This window comes from Halorubrum sp. Atlit-28R (assembly GCF_003665955.1).
In the GTDB taxonomy this organism is placed as follows: domain Archaea; phylum Halobacteriota; class Halobacteria; order Halobacteriales; family Haloferacaceae; genus Halorubrum; species Halorubrum tropicale.
The window spans coordinates 1-13,636 of the sequence record NZ_QPLS01000010.1 but is presented as its reverse complement, the minus strand read 5'-3'; the positions used below and the strand labels follow the sequence as shown (position 1 = coordinate 13,636).

Genomic DNA, 13,636 nt, shown 5'->3' with positions numbered 1-13,636 from the left:
AATGTCTTTTACTTTCCATCTGTACTCTGTGGATTTGCGTTCGATCCACCATAAAAATTTTATACATGGGATTTGAATAATTGGCGTATGAATATATCGGTCCAGAACCGCCGTCAGTTGGCAGTAGCTGGTACAATTTACTTCGGATCAGTACTTATAGCAGGTTTACCTCTAATGTATGCCATTTACTACTTTTTCACGGAGACCGCTGTACTTTTAAATCTTAATTTAGGTGCCACCTTTTTATGGCAAGCTCTGTTGGCGGGGATAGCCTTCGTCATTGGTATTTTTGTTGCTGGTAAAATTGCGGAACAGGTTCTCAGAAAAATCTCACAAGCAGCATAAGTGAATAACCAAGGTTGGTTATTTTGTGTATGTGTTTAAATGTGTAAGATCCACATTCTACGCAGTCTTAAGAATTAGTTCTCGTTCAAGCGAGTTCAACATGGTGTTTTGATCCATAGGAGCCGACAGGCAGCAGATTTCTAGAGATAATTAACAAAATAATATATACTAGGCACCTGCTGGCAGGGAATAAAAATATATTCCGCATATCTGTGCTGGTATTTAATATTGCTAATTCGGTCCAGTAGTTAACGGTGGCGAAAGAGCCCAATTGACACTGGAATTCGTCAGATCTACCTCTAAGGTTGAAATACTGGCACTAACCCCTAAGCCAATACTGATTGGTTGGGGAGTGTCAATTCCGGTCCACGTGTGTTCGTATTCAAGGGCAACGGGAGCAGATTCACTGGTCCCAGTTTTTTCAAGTACGATCTGGCTCGTTACAGTTGTTGGCTCGTTCAGTAGATCCGGAAGTTCTACTTCGATGCCGGTCCCTCTGTTAAGTTCAATAGTAGCCACACTGGCTGATGCCCCACCTGCATCACTACTGGCAGCTGTCGCATTTTCGATATCAAAATCCGGATCAACAGTCCATTCATTAGTATCGAAAAGAAGACCAAGAGCGTCAGGAACAAGCGCCGCGTCCCGGACGCTAAGCACCCTGTCAGCTAAAGTTCCGGATCCGGTTACAACATACCTGTCTTCTCCTGAGAATTCTGCAATGTTAAGATTAAATTCTGTGTCACCATCAGGGGAAGAATAATGACCATCAGGGCTGACATCACCTTCAGACGAATCATCGGTGAGAGCACTTCCTGACCGACTCTGAGTACTTTGTTTAACGTTATTCTTTTCAAGAAGTTTACTTGCTTTCTCTGGTTCTCCCTCTAAATGAAGTTCTCGAATTTTATCGGTAAGTCCTAACTCTTTCACAGTAGGACTAGTTTCATCCGCATTAACTGAGGATACCCCAAGAACACCTAACGTGCCGATTCCACCAACCGATCTTGCGAATTTTCTACGTCGCATCGCAATTCAAACTATTAGCGAAATAACTTATAATTTTGGTGTAGAGTGGTAGTTGAATAATTTCTATGCGGAAAAAAGCCTCTGTTCCGGGTGAATTCTATTTGGCTTAGAGAAACGTTCAGATCGGTTGGTATTACTACTCGTGAGAATACTGAGACGGTATCAACAATCTCCTTTATTCGTGTCTACTCTTCTGTATAATAGTCACGCATCAAAATTCATCCTCCGAGGTTGTGCTCAAAACCCGCAGACACCCCGTTTGTTCCCATGGAGCGTCTACGGCGTCGGCCAATTAAGCTCGGCTTAGACCAGTTTCACCCCGGTCACGTACGTTTGAAGTCGGTCGCGTCCCTCGATTCGGTATGGTAGGACTACTCGGTGCGGCAACAGCATTAGCCGGAGTAGCGTTCATCCTTGACACGGACGAAGACCACGACGACATAGTCCAGAAGACGGCGGACAACCTCGAACCAAAACTCCCGGAACACGCGAGCTTGTACGCCGATCACCTCGACGGCGACTATCCGAATCCACGAGGTGCGTTCAACGGGGTCCAGAACGCACCCGAGGACCACATCCCGGACGTGGTGGTCACGTCCGGGATCAAGAACAACTTGATCATCGAGGTCGAGACGGGCAACGCAATCGACGGGAACAGCGCCGAGGCAAAATCGCAGATTGAAGACTTCTCGATACCTGGGTATCGCCGGGTACTGGTGGTTCCAGATGCCGACTTCGACGCCGTCCACGTCGACGAGTTTGAACAGCAGCTCGGCGAAGAAATCGACGGTGAGTGCTACTTCGCGACGCCCTCGGGCGTCACAGACTTGTTGGACTGAGAGACCCGCGAAAATCGGGGTAAAGTTGTATGGTGTCATTTTAGATAGCATTTGGACCTCTCAACAGATGCGCCCGTAGTAGGCCACGCGCCTAACACGACCCACAATCAGCCAGCAGTCCTGTGTGCGCGGCGGTTACATCGACCGTGGAGAGTGCCGAAGGCGAACCTTCCAGTAGGCTCGAAAATCCTTCGTCGTGACGAGACACCGCAGCTTGGTACCGTGGCGTTAGTGATGCGCGACCGAGGCGACCGGAGCAACGTCGAGGGAAAACTCGCCGTTAACGGCGCCAGCGACGCACCCGGAACGCTGGTGCGAGTGGCGATCTACAGCGAGTCCCTTTTCACCGGCAGAAAGCGTCGAAAACTTGAGCTCTCGGCTGTCTCTGTTTTCCGTTCCGCTAACCATTAGCGTTCCTTCAACATCACCGTAATAGGGGATAGTCGAGGGGCATTCGCAGTAGAGAGATAGCAACAGGAGAGATCTGCCTCCATTTTGGTTCAGGTCAAAGGGCCAGAATAGTAGACACGTATCAAATCCATTCTCGGAGATTGTGTACAAGATATCAGAAGATTTGTACCTCAATTAGGGGTTACAAAACGGATTTATTGCTTAAACCTCACTAAGAGGTACCTCAAAAAGCCGATCTCCTGTCTCGTCACAAGATATTGTGATGACCTCATGAGACGAACAGCACGACTCTACCGTTTCTTTCCCCATACTTACTGATCCAGTTCCACCGGGGCACTCCTCAAGGAACAGCCGAAGCCCGTTGAGAATTTGCCCTCGTTGTGCCGGAGCTATGGTACCCCATTGAGTTGACCATGTGTCTAGTACGCGTGCAGCTCCAACGTCAGCAAGAAGTGCCCCTTGTGACGGCCACTGACCAAGAGTTCTTGAGTCCGCTACTAATGTCCATGCATCGCCGTATTGTTCGATCTCGAACTCCTCAGCATCTCTCTCAACCCCAAGGACAGAACCTGCCTCAGCCGCTTCCAGATCTTTATCGGCTAATTCCGCGATTTTATCATGCCACTCTGTTCTGAACTCGGAAACGAGACAGAGGTCATCTCGATCCTCACACGGCTCAAGAATGCCCTCAGCTAAGAGATAATCATGAAGATCGATATCCTCAGTCTCCTCTAGGGGATCAGCAGTCGATGTCTCTGACGAGGATTCGTCTGCGTTACGGCCTGATTCAGACTGCCTACCAAGGCCGCTTCGGGTCTCTAATTGCGGTTCCTTGCCAAACCACCGAAGTACCTTGGGGGGAAGATACCGCTTTGTCAAATCTGGAGTCCCGGGAACGAGGTACCCCCGAAGGTAGATTAATCCAAGTGAGAGTAAGAAAGCTACATACCCCCCAACACGCGATTTGCGAGCAATTGTAGAGCTAAACAGCCCCGCTAATATCACGTTAAAGACGGTACATGGTTCACACCGGTTCTCGCCAGTATACTCTGGCTGATGAAGTCCTTTGATGGGTTCAATTTTCATTGCGATAAAGTTTGATTAATCGAGTATATTTCTTTTGATTATTCTCATGAGGTTGAGTTACATACTATTGTAATCGCTTTCCCAGATCTGTCAAGCGCATGCTCAGGCGCGTGGTGAGTTTGATGCGGTAGACTTCAGAAAATCGTCCAATGAGTCCACAGCAATAAGCGGCTATAATAAAGTAGAGATGCTATACGATAGTAATTCATTAGAATCCTGTGGGACAAACAGTTTACGTACTCGTTAGCCATTTTCCCCTTCACGTAGTTGGCTCATATCCGGAGAGTAATTCAGGACAAACAATTACTATTAGAAGCCAGATTTTGGCCGAGCATTGTATCATCCATAGTTTACGAGTATTGTGTGAGATTACACATCGATGGAATGAATACATTAGTGGATGTTAATATTATGTGGTGAAAACCCATGGATGAAGTGATGCGAAGGAAGTTGTTGAAAAGTATCGGAGGATCAGGCCTTGCCGCTACAGCATTCGCTAGCGGCACCTCTGCGGCAAGTAGTGGCGGGAATTCCGGTCTTGGCCTACAGAGGGCCAAGCTAGATGACGACGAAAAGAAGCGACATATCGATGAATTCTGGTCTGCCGCCCCAGTAAAGGAGATGCGATCATTCCTAAAGGAAGAACACGACATCACCGTCACTCCGAGTGATCTCGAAGGATTCGTAGTGAGGTCCTCAGAAGGGAGTGATAGCTTCCACTTATTCCGAACTCCGTTCAATCAAGAACACGAACTTGATGCCGATTTCGTTATTCGTGAGCTTGAGGACGGTACGTACACTTCCGCCACAATCGGTACGGATGTCTTCAAGAGCGAACCGGAGGTCACTGCCGATGATGGAATCCAAAGTCAGTCATCCGAACTCAACGGATACGACATAATTACGGGTGCGGAATGGACTAGTCAGTTGGAGACAACTTCTGAGTCAGGTCCGATCACAACTCAGAATGACTGTGATTTCACCTGGGAATACGAATTTGGAACGGATGGTTCCCCACCTAATTGGGTGTGTGAGGCTGTAGCATATCTAGGTGGCGTGGTGCTAACGGTTTACCCTGAACCGACCACCTCTGCCGCAGGAATTGCAACAATCGCGATTACTACTGCCAGCGGTGGCTGTACAGTTGCATATACTATCGAAGACGAGACAGAGATAAATCTGGGAGCTACTGTGGGTGTCTGCCTGAACTCCTCGTGTAGTATCGATGGGTTCGGTGTTGATTGTAACTTTGACTGGCAGGCCTACCTAGAACCATAGAACAACCTGAGCGCGTCGAAGCAGTATTTATTTCTAGGATAAATTTAGAGTGCCCCCATGGTTAAAGATCAGTACATCCCGAGGCTCGTGATCGTGTCAGGACTGGTAATTAATGTGTTTGCTTCGTACTTACTCCCAAAAACAGGTTATGATGGGGTAATCAATTCAAATATACTTGCAGGTATTGGTATGGGGGTGATGTTACTGGGAGTTCTGTTATTGTTCCACTTTGATTAAGCCCCAAGGAACACACCGATCGTGACGTCTGGACGTATCCGAACAGGATTGTGAGGGGCTAACTGAATTCTATTTAATACTTGAAGTCTGTATTAATTGTGACTACGCGGCTATAATTACTCACTTGAAAAATGTATTAATGTCACCTGAGTATATTGTATAGTATGTCCGAATCAGTCCCGTTTGAGGTTGCCGATGTCCTCCTGAAAAGGTATGAGTGCCTTCAAGCACTTAGTGAATACCCACAGACAAAACCGGAAATTGTTGAATCGCTGAATATCCCCCGTTCAACACTCGATAATATCATCCGTGACCTCGAACAGTCTGACCTCGCTAAATACCACAATGGCAAGTGGCAACTCACACTTCTCGGACAAATATTACTCAATGAACACACCCGCTATGTTGAGCAGCTTGAGGTCCTTACTGACGCATCCTCAGTAATCAATGAACTCCCCCAAGACACACCAGTTGATCGTCGCTTCCTTGTTGATGTAGATGTTCACGTCGCAACCACTCCAGTTCCTGACGAGGTTATGCAGGTCTTCCTTGATGCCGTTAGATCTGCTTCCTATGTTCGTGGTGTAACACCACTCGCGATGGCAGGCCATGCCGACTCATTCTATCACGCTGCTACACAGGGTAGTAACGCCCGATCAGATATTATTCTCCCGCTTGAGACATTTGAACGTCTTCAGGCACTAGACCCGGACTCAACTAACAGAGTGCTTGAAGATGAAAATATCACATTGTACCATGCGGACATCCCATTTACATTCTCTCTCTGGATCACCGATGACGACCATGCGGGAATTATTGTATACGCTGACCAAGGTGTTCAGGGAATTCTGATCAATAATACGAATGACGCACTCAACTGGGCGACCAGCCAGTACAACAGAATTCGGAAGGATGCAGAGCCGATATTCAATCGTGGTTCTGCTAAGCACAGCACGGATATGGCTGATTTTCCTAGATTTTACTGAGAGATGCCTGAGGCTACGCACCCAATAATGTCAGTATAATCCTGTGTTATATCGAACAATATGTAGTATGAATGTTAGTATTGTTTTTACGTTCACTTTCACTACCCACCTATGGCTCACCCCTTTTACCCGACTCTCTATCTACATGACCATGCGAACCTCACAACGACCGACAGCTGACCTCCCGGAGCTCTCGCCGGGCATCACGCTCGTCGACGTTGACGATGACCTCGGCGTCACCCCGGTCCAGGCACTCCTACTCGATCACGTCCTCGGCGGCGACGGCCCGGCGTTCTGGGTCGACGGCGCGAACCGAGCGAACACGACGCGCCTTCGCGAACTGGCCCCGGACGACCGCGTCCTTGACCGGGTCGAGGTCGCCCGCGGCTTCACGGCCCACCAGCACACCTCGCTCCTCGATCGGCTCGCTGGCCGGCTCGACGCTCGGGAGTCCCCGTCGGTAGTCGTCGCGACCGGACTCGACGGGATGTACCGTGCCGCCGACGTCGACGACGAGCTGGCCGAACAGCTGTTCATCCGGGCGATCGCATCGCTCGCACGAGTCGCTCGGGTTCACGACGTGCCGGTGATCGCCACGCGGTGTCGGGAAGACAACTTCTCGCGCCCGCTGCGGCGCGCTGCGGGGACGCATCTCCAATGCCGGGCGACGCCCTTCGGCCCGCGCTTCGAGGACGCAGCGGGCGACATGGAGACGCTCGTCTATCACACGGATGACGGCTGGATGCAGACGACGCTGGCGTACTGGCAGGAGGTTCTCGAACACCGCGCTCGGATGCACGAAGCGTCGACACTCGAACGCGCTGCTGGCCCTATTGGAGTCCAGTAATGGGTCGGACAAACCCGACGTACCGCGACCAGTTGAGCGCTATCGAAGACGAGTGGGGACCGTACCGCCGAGCGCTCCGGCGACAGGATCAGGACATCTTCGACCACCTGTTCGTGTACGCTCGCGACCACGCCGACGCCGCTGGGAACCTCAACCACGCCGACCCGCTGGCGCCGATCTGGATGGCGATTGCGCTCGAACAGGACCGCCGGATTACGGAACTGGAAGCGCGGATCGACGACCTCACCGACGAGTAGCCGTGACCCTCACGCTGGACTTCCTCGACGATGGTCGCGTCGCCCGGTGGACGCTCACCCCGGGCGGCGTCCAACGCGAGGTTCGGGAAGAGTACAGCCCGACGCTGTTCGTCGGCGATGCGCCGGACAACCTCTACGGGCGAACGGGTGGCCCTGACCCGTCACCATCGAGCCGGGACGGCCTCTCGGACCCGCTCGACGAACTCCACTCGTTTCTCGACGGGCAACAGGCGGTCGCCGGTCTCGACGTCGAGCCGCACCGGCAGACCTTCCGGACGGATGCTCGCCCGCTCCTCCGGGTTGACGCCGCCTCGATCGAGGCCGTTCGGACGATCGCAAAGCGGGTGCGTCAGTTCGACCAGCCGGATACGTTCACCTGCTACAACGTAGATTTCACGCGGCAACTGCGGTTCTGCCTCGAAACAGGAACCCCGGCCGCGCCCGACCGGTCGGTGCGTGACCTCCGAACCCTCCACCTCTCGTTTCCCAGCCATGAATCTGGGATCGAGTCGCTCCCGCAGCTCACCGTCGACGGCAACCGGGTCGGGTCGTCACCGCGTGCGGTCCTCGACGGCGTTCAAGCTGCGATCGACGGCCAGAATCCCGACGTTCTCGTCGTGTCGACCGCCGATCTGATACCGTTGCTGTTCGAGGCGGCCGACGCGTACGGCGTCGAATTTGCGCTCGGTCGAGAGGCGGGCTACACGAAACTGGCTGGCGAGTCGACGTACACCTCCTACGGCAACGTAGGTCACTCACCGGCCCGGTACGCGGTCCCCGGACGCGTCATCATCGACGAGTCCAACTCGTTTTTCTATCACGAGTCCGGGCTGGCGGGCTGTCTCGACCTCGTGGAACGCTCCGGGCTGCCGCTGCAAGAACTCGGCTGGGCGTCTATCGGTCGGGTGTTGACCGCCATGCAGATTCGCGAGGCCCGGTCACGTGGCGTCCTAATCCCGTGGCGAGCGTGGCGCCCGGAGCTGTTCAAATCGGCGTCGACGTTGGATGCCGCCGACCGCGGCGGGACCACGTTCGCCCCCGACGTGGGCGTCCACGAGGACGTATACGAACTCGACTTCGCGTCGCTGTATCCGAACATCATCCGGACGCGGAACATCTCGCCCGAGACCGTCCGGTGTGGGTGTTGTGAGACCGACGACGTGCCGGGCCTCGGCTACTCGATCTGCGATCGCGACGGGTATCTGCCCGAGGTACTCGGCCCGCTGATCGACGCCCGGAGTGAGATTAAGGCGGAGATTCCCGAGGCCAGCGGTGAGGAACGCGAGCGGCTGGAGGCCGCCTCGTCGGCAATCAAGTGGATCCTCGTGTCCTGCTTCGGGTATCAGGGGTTCTCGAACGCGAAGTTCGGGCGGATCGAGTGCCACGAGGCGATCAACGCCTTTGCCCGTGAGATTCTCCTCGACGCGAAGGCCGCGCTGGAGGACGCGGGGTGGCGGGTCGTTCACGGGATCGTCGACTCGATCTGGGTGACGCCCGCCGACGGTCGCGAGCAGCGCCCGCTGGAGGAGGTCGCCAGCGAGGTGAGCGCGGAGGTCGGCATCGAGTTGGAGTACGAGTGTGCGTTCGACTGGGTGGCGTTCTGTCCGATGCGAAACTCCGAATCCGGAGCGTTAACCCGCTACTTCGGGAAGCGACGCGGTGAGGCGTATCCCGAGACCGGGCTCGGCGACGCGATCAAGACGCGGGGCATCGAGGGCCGCCAGCGGTCGACGACGGCGTGGGTCGAAGACGTCCAGAGCGAGGCACTCCGCGTGTTCGACGAGTCGCGGTCACCCGAAGCTGTCTGTGACGTGCTTCGGCGCCGGCTTCGCGACCTCCGAGACCGCGAGGTCGATCCCGCGGCGCTGGTCGTCGACAATCGCGTCTCGAAGGACGTAGACGATTACTCGATGGAGACGCTCACCGTGGCCGCGTTGAAACGCGCCCGGATCGAGGGCGCCGGGTTGGCGCCGGGACAGACCGTTCGGTACGTCGTCGTCGACGCGGACGCTCGCGGCGCCGCACGCGTTCGCCTTGAGTACGAGGACCTCAACCGGTATGATGTCGAGTGGTACGAGGACGCCGCCGTGCGAGCGGTTGAAAGCGTGCTGGCTCCTGTCGAGTGGCGGGAGGGAGAGATCCGGCAGTACCTCAGTGGGACGAGCGACGAGACGTTAGCCGGCTTCGTGGATAGGTAGTCCTGAGAACTTCCCGTATAGTTGGCGCTCCGGGCTTTTAGGTAGCAATCGTACCTATCAACAGACGCGCCCGTAGTAGGCCAGCACGACTAACACGACCCACAATCAGCCAGCAGTCCGGCGCGCTCGGCGGCGACGCTGGACGTAGTCGGGCAAGGGGGTTGTGCTCGCATACCTAATCGTCGGAGTCAGTCGCTAAAAAGCCCGGTAGCGACAACTAGCACCCTTCCAATCGATACGCAACAGACCCCCCGTTTCCGCATAATCGAAGGCACCTCATGCCACGGGGAAGCACTATCGGAGACACACCCCTCGTTTCCGCATTATTCACCCGGTGATTTGGAGGGCCGTATCACGTCCTTCTTCGAATATTCTACTTAAAAGCCTTCTATACCGAGGTGTCGAATTGTCTGATACTGCTGTCAATCGGTATTTCCAGCCCACAACACAACAACAACAATACAATTAACAAAAGATATATAATAACGCGTTAGCACAGAGATGGAAATATCGGGAAGGACACCGAAACCTGTCGTGGAAGACGCTCTAGTCCCTCTACCCCTGCTGACGTGGATTATGCGGAAATGGGGTGTGGGAGTGGTATATAAATCCGGCATTATGAAGAAGTTCGGGAAAATGCGGAAAGGGTGGTTTTATCAGTAAGACCGTGTATGATACTCGCAAGGTAGAGCCCCCATGTCGCTGTTTGAAACCGACACTAACGTCTTCGAGAACGAGCGGGCGTTGATGGAAGAGTGGGTTCCTGATCGCCTCCCCAAGCGCGAGCCCGAATTAGAAGAAATCGCGAAGAGTTTTCGGACGACCATCCGATCCGGGATCGAGCCGAAGAACGTCCTCATCTCCGGGAAGACCGGGCAGGGGAAGACCGTCACCGCCCGTGTCGTGTTGGAGGAGCTTCACAACTACTGTCAGGAGGAAGATATCGACCTCCGGACGTTCGAGGTGTCGTTGAAAGACGTGAACACCGCTTATCAGTCCGTGGGGAAGATCCTCACCGCGATCGAGCCCGAAACGACGGAGCGGCCGAAGGGGCTTTCGCTCACCGATCTTAACGAGCGAATGTTCCGCCGCCTTGATGAAATCGGCGGCTACGTCGTGTTCTTCCTCGACGAAATCGATAATCTCGGATCTGACGACGACCTGTTTTACCAACTCCCACGGGCGCGATCGAACGGGAAAATCACGAACGCGCACCTTTCGATTATTGGCATCTCGAATGACCTCCAGTTCAAGCAGGACCTATCCGCAAAAACGAAGGACAGCCTCTATGAGAACGAGGTCCACTTTGACCCATACAACGCCGACGAGCTTCGCTCTATTCTGTATGACCGTGTCGACACCGCGTTCAAACCCGACGCAGTCGATGACGGGGTTGTTGAGCTGGCTGCTGCGTGGACAGCAAAGGACACCGGCTCTGCGAGACAGGCGATCCGCCTCCTCCATGAAGCCGGAGATATTGCCTGCGTTGAGGGGAGCGATATCGTTACTGAGGCGCACCTCGACGATGCCCGAGACGAGTTGGAGGAGGTGAACATCGTCAACAAGCTCAAGGATTTAACGATCAACGATCAGGCGCTCTTGATGGCGCTGGCGATACTCGAATCCCGCGGAGACACGCCAGTGCGGACGAAAGAGGTCTATTCGGAGTACAAACGGGTCGCTGACGCGATCGGGACGAACCAACTCACGTCGCGGAGTATCCGCGATAAGCTCACGAACCTCGATACGTACAATCTGGCGATGACCCACAAGCGGAAAGGTGGCGTACAGGGCGGAGATTATTATCTCTCGGAACTACGCGTGAACCTCGATTCATTGCTGGAAGGATTCGAACACGTCGAAGAATTTGATGGGATCGTCCAAGACGTGGATACGTTCAGCCGGCAGAGCACGCTATCGTAGAGGAGATTTTGTGGATGGTAGCAGATTGCTCCTCCGAGCATGTTCAGAAAGACCGTTTGGGAGAGACAACCCGCCAGAAGCTTCGCCACTGCCGGCTTCACCCTCCGGGGTCAAGCCCCGAAGCACTCGCCTTGCTCATCTGTAGACCGATAGTAGGGAAAATCAACAGATTCTGAGTTTTCCAACCGAGTCAGAGCAGTAGTCTTTCAAAACACGGATACGCAAATTTGTGAGATGTACGACCTTACAGGGTTTCAGACGGGCTGTCCGTCGAGTACACGCTTGCCGTTAAGTCGACCTCATTGCCATGGCAAACCTTCATTCTCTGACTTCGGCGACATCGAGGAGCTCTTCGAGGAAAGCCCATGGACAGTCGAGGAGGAGAAAGACTTCGAAGAGATACCAGAAGATGAGTTCGATGCGTACGTCGAAGACACGACGATGTTCGCTACTTGGGAATCGATGCTCGGGAAGGCTGGAGAAAAATGGATGGCAGACCAACTTGGGTTATAGATTATAACAGCTAGTCCTTGAGGCCGAGCTCTTCTTCAATCGATGTCCCGGAGAGCCCCGCCCGGATCACTGCTGGGTAGAACTTCTCGTTCTTCGGTAGCTGCTCGCCGTGTTCACGCTGCCACTCGACGTTGACCTCGGAGTAGCGGATGTCAAGTTCGTCGACGTCGTCGTCCGAGAGGTAGATTGTCCGCCCGTTCCAGTCCTCCCGCAGCACGAACCCCTCATCGCCGGGGACGAGCGTGTCAGTCGTGTCGCCTGTTTCGGACGTTTTGATCGTTTCAGGCGTTTCAGGCGCTTCAGTCGTGTCCATCGTTTCAGTCATATCGGGGGAGGCCGCGGAGTCGTCGTCGCCCGTATTGATCGTTTCAGGCGTTTCAGGCGTTTCAGACGTTCTGGTCGTGTCGCCCGTTTCAGACGTTTCGGACGTTTTGCTCGTGTCAGTCGTGTCAGTTGATGCGCCGAAACGGTCGGCAATGCCGCCCATCTTCTCCCCGGTCTTCCCCAGCTCCTCGCTGGCGTCGTCCTCGTCGTCAGTCATTAGCCTGCCCCACGAGTTCGTCGTCGACGAGCGCCGCAATCTCGGCGATCACCTCGGCCATGTCAGTGTCGAGCTCCTCGGCAGCAAAGATAGAGCGCTCCTGCGCAGCGATCGCTCGCTGGAGGTCGACTCGCTTGTACACGTCAAACACTGGGATGCCGAGTCCGTCCTCGAACTCGGCGTGGAGCTGCTCAAGCATCGCGTCGGCCTGCTTGTTGTGCTCGACGCGGTTTGCGACGATTCCGAGGATCCTGACTGTACCAAAGTACTCCCGAACGCTATCGATCTGCTTCTGCAGCCGATCGAGCCCCTGTACAGAGAGTGCCTCGGCGTACGCCGGGATGAGAACGCCGTCACTCGCTACCAAGGCGTTGTCCGTGAGAACGTTGATACTCGGCATGTTATCCACAAGAACGACATCGTAGCCTGCGCCAAGCTCGTCGAGGGCCATCTTCAATCGCTCTCGGGCTCGCGGCTCGCCGTTCAACTCCCCACCAGTCCGGTCGACCATGCGCTCGTTTGACGGGAGCAGATCAAACTCCTCGCCTTCGAGCACGAGGTTCTCGACGCCGGCGGCGCGACTCGGGTCTAGGAGGAGTTCGTGGAGCGACACCTCGCGATCAAGATCGCTGTAGGCTTCGTCGTAGCCAAGGATCGACGTGAGCGCCCCCTCCGGTGCGAGGTCGACCACGAGGACATCGAGTTCACGATCGGCGAGCGCGCCGGCGACGTGGATGGTGAGAGTTGTCTTCCCCACCCCGCCTTTCTGGTTGAGCATCGCCACGATCGCCGGCGACGTTTCGATCGTTTCACCCGTTTCAGTCGTTTGCGGCATTCTGTGAAACGATCGAAACGCTGGCATAATAAATCTATGTCAGACATCGGCAGATTGAGCAGGCCGAGTGTCCAGGGCCTGAGCTTGAGACGATTCATACTCTATTCCATAAATATATTTTTTCTTGAACTTCTATGGACTCCCAAGCAATTATAATTATCGAGAATCGAAATATGAGCATAGGATGCCGAATTTGCCCTCAAGCGTTCCGCACAGGTGTAAATAGTGAGACTGAACCGTTCTTTAGGGAGGCTCTGGGAATACGAAGGCCTTCCAATTACAAGCCAATTTCATTGGAACAGATTATCAGT

13 protein-coding genes are annotated in these 13,636 nt (G+C 54.2%); 9 read left to right on the top strand and 4 right to left on the bottom strand.

What is annotated here, in order from left to right:
* The first annotated feature begins 87 nt into the window (after window positions 1-87).
* The gene (locus tag DVK06_RS18370) at window positions 88-345 is read left to right on the top strand and encodes a hypothetical protein (RefSeq protein ID WP_147438092.1); all 258 of its coding nucleotides are present in this window, start codon (window positions 88-90) and stop codon (window positions 343-345) included.
* Window positions 346-576: 231 nt separating this feature from the next.
* Here DVK06_RS18370 and DVK06_RS18365 read toward each other — a convergent pair whose 3' ends face one another.
* A complete protein-coding gene (locus DVK06_RS18365) occupies window positions 577-1,374 on the bottom strand; it encodes a hypothetical protein (protein ID WP_147438091.1) in 798 nt (265 codons plus the stop codon).
* 362 nt (window positions 1,375-1,736) lie between these two features.
* On the opposite strand from DVK06_RS18365, the gene DVK06_RS13870 reads away from it, so the two are divergent.
* Window positions 1,737-2,213, top strand: coding sequence for a hypothetical protein (locus tag DVK06_RS13870; RefSeq protein WP_121600703.1), 477 nt, complete (start codon window positions 1,737-1,739; stop codon window positions 2,211-2,213).
* Window positions 2,214-2,825: 612 nt separating this feature from the next.
* On the opposite strand, the gene DVK06_RS13865 is transcribed toward DVK06_RS13870, so the two are convergent.
* Window positions 2,826-3,710 (bottom strand): hypothetical protein, encoded by an 885-nt coding sequence (locus DVK06_RS13865; RefSeq protein ID WP_121600702.1) that lies wholly within the window; start codon window positions 3,708-3,710, stop codon window positions 2,826-2,828.
* Window positions 3,711-4,136: 426 nt separating this feature from the next.
* Here DVK06_RS13865 and DVK06_RS18360 point away from each other — a divergent pair, with 426 nt between their 5' ends.
* The 7 genes from DVK06_RS18360 to DVK06_RS13840 all read left to right on the top strand — a co-directional run bounded on the left by DVK06_RS18360 (window position 4,137) and on the right by DVK06_RS13840 (window position 11,949).
* Window positions 4,137-4,988, top strand: coding sequence for a hypothetical protein (locus DVK06_RS18360; RefSeq protein WP_147438090.1), 852 nt, complete (start codon window positions 4,137-4,139; stop codon window positions 4,986-4,988).
* A 401-nt stretch (window positions 4,989-5,389) separates the two neighbouring features.
* Window positions 5,390-6,211: a winged helix-turn-helix domain-containing protein gene (locus DVK06_RS18350; RefSeq protein WP_147438088.1), complete on the top strand. Its 822-nt coding sequence runs from the start codon at window positions 5,390-5,392 to the stop codon at window positions 6,209-6,211.
* Between the two features lie 151 nt (window positions 6,212-6,362).
* Window positions 6,363-7,058 (top strand): hypothetical protein, encoded by a 696-nt coding sequence (locus DVK06_RS13860; protein WP_233561734.1) that lies wholly within the window; start codon window positions 6,363-6,365, stop codon window positions 7,056-7,058.
* The gene (locus DVK06_RS13855) at window positions 7,058-7,315 is read left to right on the top strand and encodes a hypothetical protein (protein ID WP_121600701.1); all 258 of its coding nucleotides are present in this window, start codon (window positions 7,058-7,060) and stop codon (window positions 7,313-7,315) included. Before DVK06_RS13860 ends, DVK06_RS13855 begins: the two co-directional genes overlap by 1 nt.
* A gap of 2 nt (window positions 7,316-7,317) precedes the next feature.
* Window positions 7,318-9,513 (top strand): type B DNA-directed DNA polymerase, encoded by a 2,196-nt coding sequence (locus tag DVK06_RS13850; protein WP_121600700.1) that lies wholly within the window; start codon window positions 7,318-7,320, stop codon window positions 9,511-9,513.
* Window positions 9,514-10,209: 696 nt separating this feature from the next.
* Window positions 10,210-11,436 carry a Cdc6/Cdc18 family protein gene (locus DVK06_RS13845; protein ID WP_121600699.1) on the top strand — a complete coding sequence of 409 codons (1,227 nt, stop codon included), beginning with the start codon at window positions 10,210-10,212 and terminating at the stop codon, window positions 11,434-11,436.
* 234 nt (window positions 11,437-11,670) lie between these two features.
* Window positions 11,671-11,949 carry a hypothetical protein gene (locus tag DVK06_RS13840; RefSeq protein ID WP_121600698.1) on the top strand — a complete coding sequence of 93 codons (279 nt, stop codon included), beginning with the start codon at window positions 11,671-11,673 and terminating at the stop codon, window positions 11,947-11,949.
* A gap of 10 nt (window positions 11,950-11,959) precedes the next feature.
* Here the strand turns inward: DVK06_RS13840 and DVK06_RS13835 are convergent, their stop codons facing one another.
* Together DVK06_RS13835 and DVK06_RS13830 are read right to left on the bottom strand one after the other, a co-directional pair.
* Complete coding sequence (locus DVK06_RS13835) at window positions 11,960-12,490, bottom strand: HNH endonuclease (protein ID WP_121600697.1); 531 nt, start codon at window positions 12,488-12,490, stop codon at window positions 11,960-11,962.
* On the bottom strand, window positions 12,483-13,325 hold the full coding sequence (locus tag DVK06_RS13830; RefSeq protein WP_121600696.1) for a ParA family protein: 843 nt from the start codon (window positions 13,323-13,325) through the stop codon (window positions 12,483-12,485). The genes DVK06_RS13835 and DVK06_RS13830 overlap by 8 nt, the downstream gene beginning before the upstream one ends.
* Window positions 13,326-13,636 lie beyond the last annotated feature (311 nt).

What these genes read in the sequence shown, in the direction of transcription:
- DVK06_RS18370 (WP_147438092.1), top strand. Translation starts at nt 88, where the DNA reads ATGAATATATCGGTCCAGAACCGCCGTCAGTTGGCAGTAGCTGGTACA.
- DVK06_RS13830 (WP_121600696.1), bottom strand. Translation starts at nt 13,325, where the DNA reads ATGCCGCAAACGACTGAAACGGGTGAAACGATCGAAACGTCGCCGGCG.
- DVK06_RS13840 (WP_121600698.1), top strand. Translation starts at nt 11,671, where the DNA reads ATGTACGACCTTACAGGGTTTCAGACGGGCTGTCCGTCGAGTACACGC.
- DVK06_RS13845 (WP_121600699.1), top strand. Translation starts at nt 10,210, where the DNA reads ATGTCGCTGTTTGAAACCGACACTAACGTCTTCGAGAACGAGCGGGCG.
- DVK06_RS18350 (WP_147438088.1), top strand. Translation starts at nt 5,390, where the DNA reads ATGTCCGAATCAGTCCCGTTTGAGGTTGCCGATGTCCTCCTGAAAAGG.
- DVK06_RS13860 (WP_233561734.1), top strand. Translation starts at nt 6,363, where the DNA reads ATGCGAACCTCACAACGACCGACAGCTGACCTCCCGGAGCTCTCGCCG.
- DVK06_RS13865 (WP_121600702.1), bottom strand. Translation starts at nt 3,710, where the DNA reads ATGAAAATTGAACCCATCAAAGGACTTCATCAGCCAGAGTATACTGGC.
- DVK06_RS13870 (WP_121600703.1), top strand. Translation starts at nt 1,737, where the DNA reads ATGGTAGGACTACTCGGTGCGGCAACAGCATTAGCCGGAGTAGCGTTC.
- DVK06_RS18365 (WP_147438091.1), bottom strand. Translation starts at nt 1,374, where the DNA reads ATGCGACGTAGAAAATTCGCAAGATCGGTTGGTGGAATCGGCACGTTA.
- DVK06_RS18360 (WP_147438090.1), top strand. Translation starts at nt 4,137, where the DNA reads ATGGATGAAGTGATGCGAAGGAAGTTGTTGAAAAGTATCGGAGGATCA.
- DVK06_RS13835 (WP_121600697.1), bottom strand. Translation starts at nt 12,490, where the DNA reads ATGACTGACGACGAGGACGACGCCAGCGAGGAGCTGGGGAAGACCGGG.
- DVK06_RS13855 (WP_121600701.1), top strand. Translation starts at nt 7,058, where the DNA reads ATGGGTCGGACAAACCCGACGTACCGCGACCAGTTGAGCGCTATCGAA.